This is a genomic window from Pseudomonas sp. LPB4.O, from assembly GCF_038383825.1.
Classification (GTDB): Bacteria; Pseudomonadota; Gammaproteobacteria; order Pseudomonadales; family Pseudomonadaceae; genus Aquipseudomonas; species Aquipseudomonas putida.
In genome coordinates this window covers 5,492,727-5,508,635 of the sequence record NZ_CP151298.1, presented here as the reverse complement: position 1 = coordinate 5,508,635, position 15,909 = coordinate 5,492,727, and the positions used below count along the sequence as shown (strand labels likewise).

The window sequence follows — 15,909 nt, the reverse complement described above, 5'->3', positions numbered from 1 at the left end:
TGTAGGAGCGGCCTTGTGCCGCGAATGGGCTGCAAAGCAGCCCTAGCGATTACAGCCCTTGCAGCAGGTCGGACATGTCGTCCGCGTGCTCTTCTTCCTGGGCCAGGATGTCTTCGAAGATGCGTCGGGTGGTCGGGTCCTTGTCGCCGATGTACTGGATGATCTCGCGGTAGCTATCAATGGCAATCCGCTCAGCCACCAGGTCTTCCAGCACCATCTCCTTCAACGAATTACCCGCCACGTACTGGGCATGGGAGTTTTTTGTCAGGTTATCGGGGTTGAAATCCGGCTCGCCGCCCAACTGCACGATGCGCTCGGCCAGCTTGTCGGCATGTTCGGCTTCCTGGTTTGCATGCTCCAGAAATTCCTCGGCAGCCACGCTGGCCTTGATGCCACTGGCCATGAAGTAGTGGCGCTTGTAGCGCAGCACGCAGACCAGCTCGGTGGCCAGCGATTCATTCAGCAGGCGCAGGATTTCCTGACGGTCGGCGTGGTAACCCTCGGTCACCGCGCCTTGCTCCACATGCTGGCGGGCACGTTCGCGCAGGGTTTTCACATCGGTCAGTTCAACGTTGCTCATGTTTATCTCCAGGCGGATCAGGGTCAGGGTGGTGACGCAGGCTTACGCGCCGGGGACGGCGTCGCTGTCCTCTTGGCGTTGTTTACAGGTCTTGAACCCTTTGGCATCGACGTGGCCGGTGGCATCGAAGCGCACGTAGTAGGGCTGTTGCTTGCCGTCACGGTTGAGGATGTAGTCGTTGCAGGTACCCCCGTGCGGCAGGTCGATCACGTTCGACGGGCTGCCGCCGATGGCGATGACCTTCTGCATGGTCATGCCGTGCTCCACCTGCTTGACCAGCGGTTCGTCGCGGTAGGTGACGTAGTCCACCGGGTTTTCCGGGCGGCTGCCGCAGGCGGCCAAGGTGGCGCTTGCCAGAAGGATTGCCAGGGTCTGCTTGTACATGGTCCCGCTCCTTGCAAAGGGTCTGTGTGGTTTGGAACCACAGCGCGCGCCGGGAGTTCGATTGCGATGGTCATGATTGGCGCTGTAGTGTTGGCCGGTCGTCCACGGAAAGGGGCTGGGGCAATGCAGCAGGAATTGGCCACGCGATACCCGTTGGTGCTGGTGCCGGGCATGCTCGGGTTTGTCCGGCTAGTGCTCTACCCCTACTGGTTCGGCATCGTGCCTGCCCTGCGCAAGGGCGGGGCGCAGGTGTTCCCGGTGCAGGTTTCGCCGCTGCATTCCAGCGAGGTGCGCGGCGAGCAGTTGCTGGCGATCATCGAAGACATCTGCCAGCGCACCGGCGCCGACAAGGTCAACCTCATCGGCCACAGCCAGGGCGCCCTGAGCGCCCGTTACGCAGCGGCCAAGCGGCCTGGTCGGGTGGCTTCGGTCACCTCGGTGGCCGGCCCCAATCACGGCTCGGAACTGGCCGACCACCTTGATCGCACGGCACCGGGCCATTCACCCCAAGGGCGTATCCTGAAGGCCGTGCTGCATGGCTTTGCCGTGTTGCTGGTGTGGCTGGAAACCGGCTGGCGCCGCGACCCGCTGCCGGTCGATGTGCATGCCTCGCACCAGGCGCTGACCAGCGCCGGGGTCGCGCTGTTCAACCAGGCTTATCCACAGGGCCTGCCTAACACTTGGGGCGGGGAAGGGGCCTATGAGGTCAATGGCGTGCGCTACTACTCGTGGTCCGGCACCTTGCAGCCCGGGTTGACTGACCAGGGGCGCAACCGCTTTGACGGCAGCAACCGCTTCTGCCGCCTGTTCGCGCGCAGCTTCGTCAAGGAAAAGGGCCAGTGCGACGGCATGGTCGGGCGTTTCAGTTCGCACCTGGGGCAGGTGATCGGCGATGACTATCCACTTGATCACCTGGATATCGTCAACCAGTCGCTCGGCGCCGTGGGCAAGGGCGCCGAGCCGGTGCGGCTGTTCACCGAGCATGCAGCCCGGCTCAAGGCAGCCGGGCTTTAGCGGCGTATCGGCGTGGTCCAGCGCTCAGCCAGCACCACACCGACCAGGGTCAGCACGCCGCCGACCAAGTGGTAACTGGCCAGTTGCTCGTCCAGCACCACGGCGGCGATCAGTGCGGTGACCAGCGGCAGCAGGTTGAAAAACAGCGTGGTGCGGCTTGGGCCCAGGCGGTGCACGGCCTGCATCCACAGCAGCGGCGCGATCATCGAAGCCAGCACGCAGGCGTACAGCACCAGGCCGATGTTATGGCTGTGCAGGCCCGTCTTTTCCGACAGCAGGTACAGCGGCAGCAGCACCACGATTGCCACCAGCACCTGCAAGTACAGCAACTGCAGCGGTGGCAGGCGCAACTGCCATTTCTTCAGCAGAAAGCTGTACAGCGCGTAGGCCAGGGTGGCCACCAGCATCAACAGGTCGCCGCCGTTCAGGCCCTGTTCAAGCAGGCTGGCGGGGTAGCCGGCACTGACCACTTCCAGCACGCCGAAAAATGACACCACCGCCCCCAGCAGGGCGCCGTAGCTCAGGCGCTGGCCCAGCCAGGCGATGGACAGCGCCAGCGACATCAGCGGCATCAGCGAGAGGATGATGCCCATGTTGGTGGCGCTGGTGATGCCGGCGGCGAAGTAGGCCAGGCTCTGGTACATCGCCATGCCCAGCACGCCCAGCACGAACACTTTGCCCAGGTGCGGGCGAATGGCTGCGCGGTTGCGCCACACGGCGGGCAGCAGGAACGGCGTGAACAGCAAGCCGGCCAGCAGCCAGCGGTAGAAGCCGATTTCGGCAGGGTGGATGGCGCCAGCGGACATCTTGGTGACCACGGTGTTGCCGGCCCAGATGAGGATGGCGGTGAGGGGGAACAGGTAATTCATGTTGCAGGTACTCGGTATGGCGGTTTTGGGGCGAGTCGTACTGCTTGCGCGGTCCCTGCAGGAGCAGCCTTGTGCTGCGAAAGGGCCTGTGTGGGCGAAAGATCTTTCATGACGGTGCCGGCCTCTTCGCAGCACAAGGCTGCTCCTACAGGGGCTCGATGTGGCTGCAGGCCCCGGTACCAGCCATTATCAACTGTCTGTTCATAAGCCTATACTCCTATCCAGACAACCCACCCCGCAAAGCAGACAGCATGCCGCGCAAACTCCTGGATATCCCCCAATTCACCCAACTGCCGGCCCCGGTGTACTTCCGCCACGACGAGTTCGTTGCCGACACCCACAGCGCCGTGCACTGCCACGCCTGGGGCCAGCTCAACTACTCCGCTCACGGCGTGATGCACCTGGATGTGGCCGGCCAGCGTTTTCTGTCACCGCCGCAATACGCTGTTTGGGTACCGCCCGACACCGCCCATGGCTGCTACAACCCGCAGGCCATCGTCTACCGCTCCATCTATCTCGACCGCAGCCTGTGCACAGCCCTGCCGCAGCAACCGTGCAGCCTGATGATCAGCGATATCCTCAAGGCCATCCTTGGCGACTTCGCCCGGCGTGACCTGAAGGTGGCCGAGGACGAGCGCGACCAGCGCCTGGTGCAGGTACTGCTCGACCAGTTGCTGCTGGCGCCCACCCAGGCCTGCTACCTGCCGTTTGCCCACAGCGATGGCCTGCGCCAGGTACTCGATGGCCTCGGTGCCGAGCCCGGTGACAACCGCCCGCTGGCCGATTGGGCCGCCCGCGTGCATGTCAGCGAACGCACCCTGGCCCGCCAGTTCTTGCGCGAACTGGGCATCAGTTTTGGCGAATGGCGCGTGCGCCTGCGTTTTCTGCGTGCCATCGAAGCGCTGGAGGCTGGCCTGCCGATTCAGGCGATTGCTTTCGACCTTGGCTACAGCAGCGCGTCGGCGTTCATCGCCATGTTCCAGCGCCAGGCCCAGTGCACACCCGAGCAGTACCGTCGGCAGGCCCGGGCGGGGCGCTGAAATTCTTGGCTACACTCTGCTCGACCCCCGTGCGTCGGGCACGGAGCCAAGGAGACCACTCCATGAAAGTGCTGCAAATTCCATTGCTGGTGTTGGCGGTGTTGTTCAGCGCCCAAGGCTTCGCGGCCAATACCGCGCAGCAGGAAAAAATGAAAACCTGCAACGCCGACGCCACTACCAAAGCCCTGAAGGGCGATGAACGAAAAGCCTTCATGAGCACCTGCCTGAAGAAGGACGTGCCACAAACCCAGCAGGAGAAGATGAAGACCTGCAACGCCGACGCCACCACCAAAGCTCTGAAGGGTGACGAGCGCAAGGCGTACATGAGCGACTGCCTGAAGAAGAAATGACCTGCGCCTATGCCTGCGCCGCCAAGGCTGGCAGACTGCGGGCATTCCCGCTGTCTGCCGTCGAGGCTGTATGACCTTTACCCCCCGTCAGATCACTCTGGCCAGCCTGATCATCGTCATGGCTGGCCTGCTGCTGGCTTTGCCCCTGAAGTTGTTGCCCAGCCTGCTGGCCGGCCTGCTGGTGTTCGAACTGGTCAACATGCTGACCCCGCGCCTGCAACCGCTACTGGCCGGCCAACGCGCGCGCTGGCTGGCCGTAGCGCTGCTCGGTACGTTGGTGGTCATTACCTTGACGCTGTTGATTGCCGGTGCCTTCAGCTTCTTGTTGCACGAGGCGGAAAACCCCGGCGCCTCGCTGGACAAGTTCATGGCCCTGGTGGAGCGTGCCCGCGGTCAGCTGCCGCCCTTCATCGAGGGCTACCTGCCCGCCAGTGCCGCTGAGTTCAAGGTGGCCATCGGTGACTGGATCAAGAGCCACCTGAGCGACTTGCAACTGGTGGGCAAGGGCATGGCACACATGTTCGTGACGCTGCTGATCGGCATGATCCTCGGCGCGATCATCGCCTTGCAGCGCATCCCCGATGTTTCCCGGCGCAAGCCTCTGGCGGCAGCGCTGTTCGAACGGCTGAACCTGCTGGTGAAGGCGTTTCGCAACATCGTGTTCGCGCAAATCAAGATCTCGCTGCTCAACACGGCCTTTACCGGCATCTTCCTGGCGGTGGTGATGCCGCTGTTCGGCGTGCACCTGCCGCTGACCAAGACGCTGATCGTGCTGACCTTCCTGCTGGGCTTGCTGCCGGTGATCGGCAACCTGATGTCCAACACCCTGATCACCATTGTCGGCCTGTCGCTGTCGATCTGGGTGGCGGCGGCAGCGCTGGGTTACCTGATCGTCATCCACAAGGTCGAGTACTTCCTCAACGCGCGGATCGTTGGCGGGCAGATCAGTGCCAAGGCCTGGGAACTGCTGCTGGCGATGCTGGTGTTCGAGGCGGCATTCGGGCTGCCCGGCGTGGTGGCGGGGCCGATCTACTATGCCTACCTGAAGAGTGAGCTGAAGCGCGAAGAGCTGGTCTGACAGATTGCCGGGGCTGCAAAGCAGCCCCAAAAATGGCTCAGGCTGCGCCGTAACGCTTGCGGGCTTCGATGGCCAGGCCGCTACCAATGCTGCCAAAGATGTTGCCTTCCACATGCCGCGCATTCGGCAACATCGCCGACACACTGTTGCGCAGCGCCGGAATGCCGCTGGAACCGCCCGTGAAGAACACTGTGTCAACCTGGCTTTCGCTCACGCCAGCCTTGGCCAGCAGCTCGGTCACACTGCCGCGCACGCGCTCCAGCAGGCCTTCGATCGCCTCTTCGAACAGCGCACGGGTCAGCGCTGCGGTCAGTTCGGGCTCGACACGGCGCAGGTCGATGTGGCGGCTGTCTTGCTCGGTCAGCTCGATCTTGCTGGCCTCCACTTCCATCGCCAGCCAGTGCCCGGCGCGCTGCTCGATCAGCTTGAACAGGCGGTCGATACCGAAACTGTCCTCGATGTCATAGCGCATGCTGCCCAGCGCCAGCTGCGACTTCTGCGAGTACAGGGCGTTGATGGTGTGCCAAGTGGCCAGGTTAAGGTGATAGCTGGTGGGCATCAGCGCGCCGCTTTTCATGCGGCTGCCGTAGCCGAACAGCGGCATCACGCCTTGCAGGCTCAGCTGCTTGTCGAAGTCGGTACCGCCGATGTGCACGCCGCCGGTGGCGAGAATGTCGCTTTGGCGTTCGGCGATCAGGTGGCGCTCGGGCGACAGGCGGATCAACGTGAAGTCCGAAGTACCACCACCGATGTCGACGATCAGCACCAGTTCTTCACGGCTGATGCCCGACTCGTAGTCGAAGGCCGCAGCAATCGGCTCGTACTGGAATGACACATCCTTGAAGCCGATCTTGCGCGCCACGTCGGCCAGGGTGTCCTCGGCCTCCTGGTCGGCAGCCGGGTCTTCGTCGACGAAGAACACCGGGCGGCCCAGCACCACCTGGTCGAATTCGCGGCCAGCGGCGGTTTCGGCGCGCTTTTTCAGCTCACCGATGAACATGCCCAGCAGGTCCTTGAACGGCAGGGCACTGCCCAGCACGCTGGTGTCGTGCTTGATCAGCTTGGAGCCCAACAGGCTCTTCAACGAGCGCATCAGGCGGCCTTCGTAGCCTTCCAGGTATTCGTGCAGTGCCAGGCGGCCATACACCGGGCGCCGCTCTTCGATATTGAAGAACACCACCGAAGGCAAGGTGATCTTGCCGTCTTCCAGGGCAATCAGCGACTCCACGCCAGGGCGGTGCCAGCCGACCGTGGAGTTGGAGGTGCCAAAGTCGATGCCCAGGGCGCGGGCCGGGGATACGTCAGACATGGGAAATCAGCTTCCGGAAGGAAAACGGCCGCGCAGTTTATGCCACTTGGCTACAGAATCAAGACCAGTCGTCTGCCATGGCGCAAACCCAAGGCGGTCTTGAAAGGCTATGCTTGACCCCTATCTTCTGTTGCAACACGCACATTCACATTGGTGATCCACAGATGGACTTCAAAGACTATTACAAGATACTCGGCGTAGAGCCCACGGCGGACGACAAGGCGATCAAGGCCGCGTACCGCAAGCTTGCGCGCAAGTATCACCCCGATGTCAGCAAGGAGCGCGACGCCGAGGACAAGTTCAAGGAGGCCAACGAGGCCTACGAAGTGCTGGGCGACGCGCAAAAACGAGCCGAGTTCGACGAAATTCGCAAGTACGGCGGCCAACATGGCCGGCCGTTCCAGGCACCACCGGGCTGGGAGAGCCGTGGCGGTGGCGGCGGCTTCGAGGGCGGCGACTTCTCCGACTTCTTCAGTTCGGTCTTCGGTGGGCGGGGTGGCAACCCCTTCGGTGGTGCCCGGCAGCAGCAACGCAGTGCCGGCAGGCGAGGGCAGGATGTGGAGCTTGAACTGGCTGTGTTCCTTGAAGAGACCCTGAACAAGGAGTCCAAGCAGATCAGCTTCCAGGTGCCGCAAACCAATGCCTTGGGCCAACGCACCGGCTTCACCACCAAGACCCTGAACGTGAAGATCCCGGCCGGTGTGACCGACGGTGAGCGTATCCGCCTCAAGGGCCAAGGCGCGCCAGGCAGCGGTGGTGGGGCCAATGGTGACCTGTTCCTGACCATCCGCATGGCACCGCACCCGCTGTTCGATGTCGAAGGACATGACCTGATCATCACTGTGCCGCTGGCACCGTGGGAGGCGGCGCTGGGCACCAAGGTTGCGGTGCCGACCCTGGAAGGCAAGATCAACCTGACCATCCGCCCCGACAGCCAGAGCGGCCAGCGCCTGCGTGTACCGGGCAAGGGCCTGGCGAACAAGAGCGGCGAGCGCGGCAACCTTTATGCGCAACTGAAAGTGGTCATGCCGCCGACCTCCGACGAGGCTGCCCGCGAATTGTGGGCCAAGCTTTCCGAGAAAGCGGCGTTCAACCCGAGGACACAATGGAGTAAGTGATCATGAGCAGCACCCTGATCGTTCAACTGGACATGCGTACCTTGTGTCAGGAAGCCGATGTCACGGCGGACTGCGTGATCGAGATCGTCGAACACGGCATTGTCGAACCCTCCGGGCGAACGCCTGAGGACTGGTTGTTCGACGATCAGGCGCCGTTGGTGGCCAAGCGCGCGGCGAAGCTGCACCAGGAGCTGGAACTGGAGTGGGAAGGGGTGGCGCTGGCGCTGGAGCTGTTGCAGGAAGTGCAGCAGTTGCGCAGCGAGAACACCATGCTGCGCCAGCGGCTGGGCAGGTTTACCCAGATGTAAACGCTGCATCGTCCCCTGTAGGAGCGGCACAAGGCCGCTCCTACAGGGATCGCGTCAGGCCTAAGTGCTCAGTTGGGTTCGGCTCCGGGGTTCAGTACCAGCTGCATGAAGGTCAGGTCCAGCCAGCGGCCAAACTTCACCCCCACCTGCGGCATCTGCCCGGTCACCACGAAGCCCAGCCGCTCATGCAGGCGCACCGACGCCGCATTGCCACTCTCGATGGCCGCCACCATCACATGCTTGCCACACCCGCGCGCACGCTCCACCAGCGCTGCCATCAACACCGGCCCCAGCCCTTTGCCACGCTGGTCTGCGCGGATATACACCGAGTGCTCAACGGTGTTACGAAACCCTTCAAACGGCCGCCAGTCGCCAAACGAGGCATACCCCAGTACACCCGTCTCATCCACTGCCACCAAAATGGGATACCCCTGCTGCGCCCGCGCTTCAAACCAGGCCTGACGGTTGCCGAGGTCAACCGGCGTTTCGTTCCAGATCGCCGTGGTGTTGCGCACCGCGTCGTTGTAGATGTCGAGGATGCCCGGCACGTCGCTGGGCAGGGCGTCGCGGATTTCGTAACTCATGACAGCGTCTCGCAGGGTCGTTGCTCGCAGATTAAATGGTTACCAGCCCGCGCACACCTTCGGCTTGCATGTTTTCGCCGCGGCCATGTTGCACGATCTCGCCACGGGCCATGACCAGGTACTGGTCGGCCAGTTCTTCGGCAAAGTCGTAGAACTGCTCCACCAGCAGGATCGCCATGTCGCCACGCTGGGCCAGGCGGCGGATGACCGCGCCGATCTCCTTGATCACCGAGGGCTGGATACCTTCGGTGGGCTCGTCGAGAATCAGCAGCCGTGGGCGGCTGGCCAGGGCGCGGCCGATGGCCAGCTGTTGCTGCTGGCCACCAGACAGGTCGCCGCCGCGGCGCTGCTTCATTTGCTCCAGCACCGGGAACAGTTCGTAGATGAAGGCGGGCACTTCGCGGGCCTCACGGGCCGGGAAGCGTGACAGGCCCATCAGCAGGTTTTCCTCGACGGTAAGGCGCGGGAAGATTTCACGACCCTGGGGCACGTAGGCGATGCCGGCCTGGACCCGTTGCTGGGGCTTGAGGCTGGTGATCGGCTTGCCCTCCCATTCGATGCTGCCGTCACGGGCGGGTACCAGGCCCATCAGGCAGCGCAGCAGGGTGGTCTTGCCCACGCCATTGCGGCCCAGCAGGCAGGTGACTTCGCCGACCTTGGCTTCGAAGGACAGGCCGCGCAGGATGTGGCTGCCGCCGTAGTACTGGTGCAGGGTGTCGATCTTGAGCATGTGAGTGTTCCTGAAAGAGTTTCTGTGCCTGTGCTGGCCCTTTCGCGGGCTTGTGGGAGCTGGCTTGCCGGCGATAGGGCCGGTACAGGCTTCAATGTCTAGCGGCCCAGATACACCTCGACCACCCGCTCATCCGCCTGGACCTGCTCCAGCGACCCTTCTGCCAGCACACTGCCCTGGTGCAGCACGGTCACATGGTCGGCAATGCTGCCGACAAAGCCCATGTCATGCTCCACCACCATCAGCGAATGCTTGCCAGCCAGGCCCTTGAACAGCTCGGCGGTGAACTCGGTCTCGGCATCGGTCATGCCGGCCACCGGCTCATCTAGCAGCAGCAATTGCGGCTCCTGCACCAGCAGCATGCCAATCTCTAGAAACTGCTTCTGCCCGTGCGACAGCAAGCCGGCCTGGCGCTGGGCCAGGGGCAGCAGGCGCAAGGTGGTCAACACTTCTTCGATGCGCTGGCGCTGCTCGCCACCCAGGCGCGCGGCCAGGCTGGCCCACACCGACTTGTCGGTCTTCAGCGCCAGCTCCAGGTTTTCGAACACCGTCAGTGCCTCGAACACCGTGGGCTTCTGGAACTTGCGGCCAATGCCGGCCTGAGCGATCTGGTATTCGCTCATGCGGGTCAGGTCGAGGGTGTCGCCAAAGTAGGCGCTGCCAGTGTCGGGGCGGGTCTTGCCGGTGATCACGTCCATCATCGTGGTCTTGCCGGCGCCGTTGGGGCCGATGATGCAGCGCAGTTCGCCCACGCCGATATACAGGTTCAGCCCGTTGAGAGCCTTGAAACCGTCGAAGCTGACGCTGATGTCCTCCAGGCTCAGCACCGTGCCGTGGCGGGTGTCGAGGCCGGCCTTGCGGCTTTGGCCCAGGCCGATCGCTTCGCGACCACTGCCGAGGGTGTCGAACACCGGTTCGAGCATGAACTCAGGGTGTACCGGGGGCACGCCTCTCATGGCTGGCTCCTTTTCTTCAACAGGCCGACCACGCCCTTGGGCAGGTACAGGGTGACAAGGATGAACAGCGCGCCGAGGAAGAACAGCCAGAACTCCGGGAAGGCCACGGTGAACCAGCTTTTCATGCCATTGACCAGGCCGGCGCCGAGCAGCGGGCCGATCAGCGTGCCGCGCCCGCCCAAGGCTACCCACACGGCGGCTTCGATGGAGTTGGTCGGCGACATTTCGCTGGGGTTGATGATGCCCACCTGCGGCACATACAGCGCGCCCGCCAGGCCGCACAGCACGGCGCTGAGCACCCACACCAGCAACTTGAAACCGCGTGGGTCGTAGCCGCAGAACATCAGGCGGTTTTCGGCGTCGCGCACGGCGGTGAGCAGGCGGCCGAACTTGCTGCGGGTCAGGCGCCAGCACAGGTACAGGCTGGCCAGCAGCAGGCCGACCGTGAGCAGGAACAGCACCGCGCGGGTACCTTGGGCGGCTATGTCGAAGCCGAGGATGGTGCGGAAGCTGGTGAAGCCGTTGTTACCGCCAAAGCCGGTTTCGTTGCGGAAGAACAGCAACATGCCGGCAAAGGTCAGGGCCTGGGTCATGATCGAGAAGTACACGCCCTTGATCCGCGAGCGGAAGGCGAACCAGCCGAACACCAGTGCCAGCAAGCCGGGCGCCAGCACCACCAGGCACAGGGCCCAGGCGAAATGCTGGGTACCGGCCCAGTACCACGGCAGCTCGGTCCATGACAGGAAAGTCATGAACCCCGGCAGGCCGTCACCCGCCGCCTGGCGCATCAGGTACATGCCCATGGCGTAGCCGCCCAGGGCGAAGAACAGGCCGTGCCCCAGCGACAGCAGGCCGGCATAGCCCCAGACCAGGTCCAGGGCCAGGGCGACGATGGCGTAGCAGAGGATCTTGCCGACCAGGGTCAGGGTGTACGCCGACACCTGCAGCGCGTGATCCGCCGGCAGCAGCGACAACAGCGGCAGGGCCAGCAACAGCAGCACGACGATGGCGCCGATGGCCAGGGTCAGGCGCGGCCCGGCCTTTTGCGTAGCGGTGACAAGCAGTGGCTGGTTCATCAGTCGATTACCCGTCCCTTGAGGGCGAACAGGCCTTGCGGGCGCTTCTGGATAAACAGAATGATCAACGCAAGGATGAGGATCTTGCCGAGCACGGCACCGATCTGCGGCTCCAGCAGCTTGTTGGCGATGCCAAGGCCGAACGCGGCCCAGAGGCTGCCGGCCAGCTGCCCGACACCGCCCAGCACCACCACCAGGAACGAGTCGATGATGTAGCTCTGGCCCAGGTCCGGGCCGACGTTGCCGACCTGGCTCAGGGCCACGCCACCAAGCCCGGCGATGCCAGAACCCAAACCGAAGGCAAGCATGTCGACGCGCCCGGTGGACACGCCGCAGCAGGCGGCCATGTTGCGGTTCTGGGTGACTGCGCGCACGTTCAGGCCCAGCCGTGTGCGGTTGAGCAGCAGCCAGGTGAGCAGCACCACGGCCAGGGCGAAGCCGATGATCACCAGGCGGTTGTACGGCAGCACCAGGTTGGGCAGCAGCTGAATGCCACCCGAGAGCCACGCCGGGTTGCTCACCTCGACGTTCTGCGCGCCAAACAGTAGGCGGATGGCCTGGATCAGCATCAGGCTGATGCCCCAGGTGGCCAGCAGGGTCTCCAGCGGGCGGCCGTACAGGTGGCGGATCACGGTGCGTTCCAGCGCCATGCCGACCCCGGCACTCACTGCGAAGGCCACCGGCAGGGCAATCAGCGGGTAGAACTCGATGGCGCCCGGGGCATAGCGCTGCACCAGCACTTGGACCATATAGGTGCTGTAGGCGCCGAGCATCAGCATCTCGCCGTGGGCCATGTTGATCACCCCGAGCAGGCCGAAGGTGATGGCAAGGCCGAGCGCCGCCAGCAGCAGGATCGAGCCTAGCGACAGGCCGCTGAAGGCCTGGCCGAGCAGTTCGCCCACCAGCAGCTTGCGTTTGACCTGGGCCAGGCTGGTTTCGGCAGCGGTGCGCACGCCCGGGTCGGCTTCAGCGTCGGGTTGCAGCAGCGCTTCGAGGCGGGTGCGGGCCAGCGGGTCACCGGTTTCGCCCAGCAGGCGCACGGCGGCCAGGCGTACTGCCGGTTCGCTGGCGCCCAGTTGCAGGTTGGCCAGGGCCAGGCCGATGGCGGCGTGCACGGCGGCATCCGGCTCGCTGGCGAAGCGCCGGTCGAGGAAGGCCATTTGCGCGGGCTGTGCGCTTTTTTGCAGTTGCTGGGCGGCGGCCAGGCGCGTTTCGCTGTTGTCGCTGAGCAGCTGGTGGCTGGCCAGGGCGTTGTCGATCAGGCCGCGCAGGCGGTTGTTCAGGCGCACCTTGCGGGTGTCGTCAGTGGCAATGCGGCCCTGGCGCAGGTTGTCGAGCAGTGGCAGGCGCGCGGCATCGGGTTGCGCCGCCCAGCTTTCGAGCAGGCGGGCCTGCTCGGCGGGCTTGGCGGTGAGGAAGAATTCGCCCTCGCTGGCCTGGGTGGCCATGGGGAGTAGCAGAAGCAGGGTGAGCAGCATTCTGAGCATGCGGGCAATCCTGGAATACAGTGGTGGATTCTTCGCGGGCTTGCCCGCTCCCACACGTATTTCACTGGTCCAGAGGGCAGTGGGGACCTGTGGGAGCGGGCAAGCCCGCGAATGGGCCGCATAGCGGCCCCAGTGCACTCAGTTACCTTTCACTGCGTAGTCAGGTCGCTTGTCATTCCCTGGAATGAACGGGCTCCAAGGCTGCGCCCGCAGCGGCTGCTCGGTTTCCCACACCACACTGAACTGCCCGTCATCCTGGATCTCGCCGATCATCACCGGCTTGTGCAGGTGGTGGTTGGTCTTGTCCATGGTCAGGGTGAAGCCCGACGGTGCCTTGAAGCTCTGCCCGGCCAGTGCTTCACGTACCTTGTCGACGTCGGTGGACTTGGCCTTCTCGGCGGCCTGCGCCCACATGTGGATGCCCACGTAGGTGGCTTCCATCGGGTCGTTGGTCACCGCCTTGTCAGCGCCTGGCAGGCCCTTGGCCTTGGCGTAGGCCTTCCAGTCGGCGACGAACTTCTGGTTCACCGGGTTATCCACCGACTCGAAGTAGTTCCACGCTGCCAGGTGCCCCACCAACGGTTTGGTGTCGATGCCGCGCAGCTCTTCTTCGCCCACCGAGAACGCCACCACCGGCACGTCGGTGGCCTTCAGGCCCTGGTTGGCCAGTTCTTTGTAGAACGGTACGTTGGAGTCGCCGTTGACCGTGGAAATCACCGCCGTCTTGCCGCCGGCGGAGAACTTCTTGATGTTGGCAACGATGGTCTGGTAATCGGCGTGGCCGAACGGCGTGTACACCTCTTCGATGTCCTTGTCGGCCACGCCTTTGCTGTGCAGGAAAGCGCGCAGGATCTTGTTGGTGGTGCGCGGGTAGACGTAGTCGGTGCCCAGCAGGAAGAAGCGCTTGGCGCTGCCGCCGTCTTCGCTCATCAGGTATTCGACGGCAGGAATGGCCTGCTGGTTGGGGGCGGCGCCGGTGTAGAACACGTTCGGCGACATCTCTTCACCCTCGTACTGCACCGGGTAGAACAGCAGGCCGTTGAGCTCTTCGAACACTGGCAGCACCGACTTGCGCGACACCGAGGTCCAGCAGCCGAACACCACCGCGACCTTGTCCTGGGTCAGCAGCTGGCGGCTCTTTTCAGCGAACAGCGGCCAGTTGGAGGCCGGGTCGACCACCACCGGTTCGAGCATCTTGCCGTTCACGCCGCCCTTGGCGTTGATCTCGTCGATGGTCATCAGCGCCATGTCCTTGAGCGAGGTCTCGGAAATGGCCATGGTCCCCGACAGCGAATGCAGGATGCCAACCTTGATGGTCTCGGCGGCCTGGATGCTCCAGCTCAGGCCCATCGCCGCAATCGATGCGCTGAGGGTAAAAGCCTTGATCAGACTGCGACGCTTCATGTGCTCTCTCCGCTGAGTTTTTTAGAGTGTTGGGCAAGCGGGGAGGGGCGTTGCAAGGGGTGTGCCTAGTGGCGAAATGGGCGTAATAGAGGGGTTGTGCGAGGTGTTGGGGCGTTTGCGAGGTCCAGGTTGGTGCCTGGGACATTGATGTGCACAGGATTGGGGCTGCAGAGCAGCCCCCGAGGCTATCAGCCGTTGCGCACAGCCGAACGCGGATGGCGCCTGCTGCGTACAAACTGATAGGTCACCGCCAGCAATACGAACCAGATCGGCGTTACCACCAGCGCTGAACGCGTGTCTGCCTCCAGGCTCAGCAACACCAGAATGAAGGCAAAGAACACCAGGCACACGTAGCACATGAAGCGCCCGCCCGGCATCTTGTACTTCGACGCCTGATGCAGCGCCGCGCGGTTTTTGCGGTACTTCAGGTACGACAGCAAAATCAGCGTCCACACGAACATGAACAGCACCGCCGAAACCGTGGTCACCAGGGTGAACGCCTCGACCACGTTCGGCACCAGGTAGATCAGCACTGCACCGAGCAGCAGGCAGGTGCAGGAGAAGTACAGGCCGTTGGCCGGCACCGAGCGGCTCGAAAGCTTCTCGAACGCCTTGGGTGCATCACCCTCCTGGCTCAGGCCGAAGAGCATGCGGCTGGTGGAGAACACGCCGCTGTTGGCCGACGAGGCCGCCGAGGTCAGTACCACGAAGTTGATGATGCTGGCCGCCGCTGGAAGGCCGGCCAGCACGAACAGCTCGACGAACGGGCTCTTGCCCGGGACCACGTCGCGCCATGGGGTGACGGCCATGATCGCGATCAGCGCCAGCACATAGAACACGATGATGCGGATCGGGATCGAGTTGATCGCCCGCGGCAGGGTGCGCTCCGGGTTTTTCGCTTCGGCGGCGGTGGTGCCCACCAGCTCGATACCGACGAAGGCGAACACGGCGATCTGGAAACCGGCGAAGAAACCCATCAGCCCATGGGGGAACATGCCGCCGTCATTCCACAGGTTGGCCAGCTGTGCAGTGCGCCCGCTGGGCGAGGTGAAGCCGGTGATGACCATGTACAGGCCGGTAGCGACCAGGCCGAGGATGGCGATGATCTTGACCAGGGCGAACCAGAACTCCATCTCGCCGAACATTTTTACCGTCACCAGGTTCAGCGACAGCAGCAGCCCTACGCAGGTCAGCGCCGGTATCCACTGCGGCAGGTCGGGGAACCAGAACTGTGTGTAGGCGGCGATGGCGACCACGTCGGCGATACCGGTGACCACCCAGCAGAACCAGTAGGTCCAGCCGGTGAAGTAACCGGCCCAGGGGCCGAGCAGGTCGGCCGAGAAGTCGATGAACGATTTGTAGTTGAGGTTCGACAGCAGCAGTTCGCCCATGGCGCGCATGACGAAAAACAACATGAAGCCGATGATCATGTAGACGAAGATGATCGACGGGCCCGCCAGGCTGATGGTCTTGCCCGAGCCCATGAACAGGCCGGTACCGATCGCGCCGCCGATGGCGATCAGCTGGATGTGGCGGTTGGTCAGGTTGCGTTGCAGGTGCTGCTCTTCTTGTGGTTTTGGTGAAATTGCGGTCATAAGCTGCATTCCCTTGAAAGTCGCCGG

The 15,909-nt window shown here is 63.7% G+C and carries 17 protein-coding genes; 6 read left to right on the top strand and 11 right to left on the bottom strand.

What is annotated here, in order from left to right; genetic code table 11:
* Nucleotides 1–49 precede the first annotated feature (49 nt).
* Both MRBLPB4O_RS24960 and osmE read right to left on the bottom strand, forming a co-directional pair.
* Entirely contained in the window at nucleotides 50–580 is a 531-nt protein-coding gene (locus MRBLPB4O_RS24960) for a ferritin-like domain-containing protein (protein WP_049274600.1), read from the bottom strand.
* A 42-nt stretch (nucleotides 581–622) separates the two neighbouring features.
* Complete coding sequence (gene osmE / locus MRBLPB4O_RS24955; protein ID WP_016501854.1) at nucleotides 623–964, bottom strand: osmotically-inducible lipoprotein OsmE; 342 nt, start codon at nucleotides 962–964, stop codon at nucleotides 623–625.
* A 123-nt stretch (nucleotides 965–1,087) separates the two neighbouring features.
* On the opposite strand from osmE, the gene MRBLPB4O_RS24950 reads away from it, so the two are divergent.
* Complete coding sequence (locus MRBLPB4O_RS24950; protein ID WP_341796894.1) at nucleotides 1,088–1,978, top strand: triacylglycerol lipase; 891 nt, start codon at nucleotides 1,088–1,090, stop codon at nucleotides 1,976–1,978.
* Here MRBLPB4O_RS24950 and MRBLPB4O_RS24945 read toward each other — a convergent pair.
* Nucleotides 1,975–2,847, bottom strand: coding sequence for a DMT family transporter (locus tag MRBLPB4O_RS24945; protein WP_341796893.1), 873 nt, complete (start codon nucleotides 2,845–2,847; stop codon nucleotides 1,975–1,977). The two genes, MRBLPB4O_RS24950 and MRBLPB4O_RS24945, sit on opposite strands and share 4 nt — an antisense overlap.
* 251 nt (nucleotides 2,848–3,098) lie before the next feature.
* On the opposite strand from MRBLPB4O_RS24945, the gene MRBLPB4O_RS24940 reads away from it, so the two are divergent.
* The 3 genes from MRBLPB4O_RS24940 to MRBLPB4O_RS24930 all read left to right on the top strand — a co-directional run bounded on the left by MRBLPB4O_RS24940 (nucleotide 3,099) and on the right by MRBLPB4O_RS24930 (nucleotide 5,315).
* A complete protein-coding gene (locus MRBLPB4O_RS24940) occupies nucleotides 3,099–3,887 on the top strand; it encodes a helix-turn-helix transcriptional regulator (protein ID WP_341796892.1) in 789 nt (262 codons plus the stop codon).
* Nucleotides 3,888–3,949: 62 nt separating this feature from the next.
* Nucleotides 3,950–4,237 carry a PsiF family protein gene (locus tag MRBLPB4O_RS24935; RefSeq protein WP_341796891.1) on the top strand — a complete coding sequence of 96 codons (288 nt, stop codon included), beginning with the start codon at nucleotides 3,950–3,952 and terminating at the stop codon, nucleotides 4,235–4,237.
* A gap of 70 nt (nucleotides 4,238–4,307) precedes the next feature.
* A complete protein-coding gene (locus MRBLPB4O_RS24930; RefSeq protein ID WP_016501849.1) occupies nucleotides 4,308–5,315 on the top strand; it encodes a hypothetical protein in 1,008 nt (335 codons plus the stop codon).
* 37 nt (nucleotides 5,316–5,352) lie between these two features.
* Here the strand turns inward: MRBLPB4O_RS24930 and MRBLPB4O_RS24925 are convergent, their stop codons facing one another.
* A complete protein-coding gene (locus MRBLPB4O_RS24925; protein ID WP_016501848.1) occupies nucleotides 5,353–6,624 on the bottom strand; it encodes an Hsp70 family protein in 1,272 nt (423 codons plus the stop codon).
* 164 nt (nucleotides 6,625–6,788) lie between these two features.
* Here MRBLPB4O_RS24925 and cbpA point away from each other — a divergent pair, with 164 nt between their 5' ends.
* Nucleotides 6,789–7,742: a curved DNA-binding protein gene (cbpA, locus tag MRBLPB4O_RS24920; RefSeq protein WP_341796890.1), complete on the top strand. Its 954-nt coding sequence runs from the start codon at nucleotides 6,789–6,791 to the stop codon at nucleotides 7,740–7,742.
* 2 nt (nucleotides 7,743–7,744) lie between these two features.
* Nucleotides 7,745–8,050, top strand: coding sequence for a chaperone modulator CbpM (locus MRBLPB4O_RS24915; protein ID WP_016501846.1), 306 nt, complete (start codon nucleotides 7,745–7,747; stop codon nucleotides 8,048–8,050).
* A 68-nt stretch (nucleotides 8,051–8,118) separates the two neighbouring features.
* Here the strand turns inward: MRBLPB4O_RS24915 and MRBLPB4O_RS24910 are convergent, their stop codons facing one another.
* From MRBLPB4O_RS24910 to cycA, 7 genes are all read right to left on the bottom strand, one after another.
* Nucleotides 8,119–8,634: an N-acetyltransferase family protein gene (locus MRBLPB4O_RS24910; RefSeq protein ID WP_341796889.1), complete on the bottom strand. Its 516-nt coding sequence runs from the start codon at nucleotides 8,632–8,634 to the stop codon at nucleotides 8,119–8,121.
* 31 nt (nucleotides 8,635–8,665) lie between these two features.
* Entirely contained in the window at nucleotides 8,666–9,364 is a 699-nt protein-coding gene (gene urtE, locus MRBLPB4O_RS24905; RefSeq protein ID WP_043200837.1) for an urea ABC transporter ATP-binding subunit UrtE, read from the bottom strand.
* 98 nt (nucleotides 9,365–9,462) lie between these two features.
* Nucleotides 9,463–10,320: an urea ABC transporter ATP-binding protein UrtD gene (gene urtD, locus MRBLPB4O_RS24900; RefSeq protein WP_338745388.1), complete on the bottom strand. Its 858-nt coding sequence runs from the start codon at nucleotides 10,318–10,320 to the stop codon at nucleotides 9,463–9,465.
* On the bottom strand, nucleotides 10,317–11,396 hold the full coding sequence (gene urtC, locus MRBLPB4O_RS24895; RefSeq protein WP_258654149.1) for an urea ABC transporter permease subunit UrtC: 1,080 nt from the start codon (nucleotides 11,394–11,396) through the stop codon (nucleotides 10,317–10,319). Before urtC ends, urtD begins: the two co-directional genes overlap by 4 nt.
* Nucleotides 11,396–12,844: an urea ABC transporter permease subunit UrtB gene (gene urtB / locus MRBLPB4O_RS24890; protein WP_232099868.1), complete on the bottom strand. Its 1,449-nt coding sequence runs from the start codon at nucleotides 12,842–12,844 to the stop codon at nucleotides 11,396–11,398. The genes urtC and urtB overlap by 1 nt, the downstream gene beginning before the upstream one ends.
* A gap of 177 nt (nucleotides 12,845–13,021) precedes the next feature.
* A complete protein-coding gene (gene urtA, locus MRBLPB4O_RS24885; RefSeq protein WP_016395201.1) occupies nucleotides 13,022–14,287 on the bottom strand; it encodes an urea ABC transporter substrate-binding protein in 1,266 nt (421 codons plus the stop codon).
* Nucleotides 14,288–14,475: 188 nt separating this feature from the next.
* Nucleotides 14,476–15,882: a D-serine/D-alanine/glycine transporter gene (gene cycA / locus MRBLPB4O_RS24880; RefSeq protein WP_016501840.1), complete on the bottom strand. Its 1,407-nt coding sequence runs from the start codon at nucleotides 15,880–15,882 to the stop codon at nucleotides 14,476–14,478.
* Between the last annotated feature and the right edge of the window lie 27 nt (nucleotides 15,883–15,909).

Coding starts and splice junctions, on each gene's coding strand:
- MRBLPB4O_RS24945 (WP_341796893.1), bottom strand. CDS start 2,847: ATGAATTACCTGTTCCCCCTCACCGCCATCCTCATCTGGGCCGGCAAC.
- urtC (WP_258654149.1), bottom strand. CDS start 11,396: ATGAACCAGCCACTGCTTGTCACCGCTACGCAAAAGGCCGGGCCGCGC.
- MRBLPB4O_RS24925 (WP_016501848.1), bottom strand. CDS start 6,624: ATGTCTGACGTATCCCCGGCCCGCGCCCTGGGCATCGACTTTGGCACC.
- MRBLPB4O_RS24940 (WP_341796892.1), top strand. CDS start 3,099: ATGCCGCGCAAACTCCTGGATATCCCCCAATTCACCCAACTGCCGGCC.
- cycA (WP_016501840.1), bottom strand. CDS start 15,882: ATGACCGCAATTTCACCAAAACCACAAGAAGAGCAGCACCTGCAACGC.
- MRBLPB4O_RS24935 (WP_341796891.1), top strand. CDS start 3,950: ATGAAAGTGCTGCAAATTCCATTGCTGGTGTTGGCGGTGTTGTTCAGC.
- urtD (WP_338745388.1), bottom strand. CDS start 10,320: ATGAGAGGCGTGCCCCCGGTACACCCTGAGTTCATGCTCGAACCGGTG.
- urtA (WP_016395201.1), bottom strand. CDS start 14,287: ATGAAGCGTCGCAGTCTGATCAAGGCTTTTACCCTCAGCGCATCGATT.
- urtE (WP_043200837.1), bottom strand. CDS start 9,364: ATGCTCAAGATCGACACCCTGCACCAGTACTACGGCGGCAGCCACATC.
- MRBLPB4O_RS24930 (WP_016501849.1), top strand. CDS start 4,308: ATGACCTTTACCCCCCGTCAGATCACTCTGGCCAGCCTGATCATCGTC.
- osmE (WP_016501854.1), bottom strand. CDS start 964: ATGTACAAGCAGACCCTGGCAATCCTTCTGGCAAGCGCCACCTTGGCC.
- MRBLPB4O_RS24910 (WP_341796889.1), bottom strand. CDS start 8,634: ATGAGTTACGAAATCCGCGACGCCCTGCCCAGCGACGTGCCGGGCATC.
- MRBLPB4O_RS24950 (WP_341796894.1), top strand. CDS start 1,088: ATGCAGCAGGAATTGGCCACGCGATACCCGTTGGTGCTGGTGCCGGGC.
- cbpA (WP_341796890.1), top strand. CDS start 6,789: ATGGACTTCAAAGACTATTACAAGATACTCGGCGTAGAGCCCACGGCG.
- MRBLPB4O_RS24915 (WP_016501846.1), top strand. CDS start 7,745: ATGAGCAGCACCCTGATCGTTCAACTGGACATGCGTACCTTGTGTCAG.
- MRBLPB4O_RS24960 (WP_049274600.1), bottom strand. CDS start 580: ATGAGCAACGTTGAACTGACCGATGTGAAAACCCTGCGCGAACGTGCC.
- urtB (WP_232099868.1), bottom strand. CDS start 12,844: ATGGCCACCCAGGCCAGCGAGGGCGAATTCTTCCTCACCGCCAAGCCC.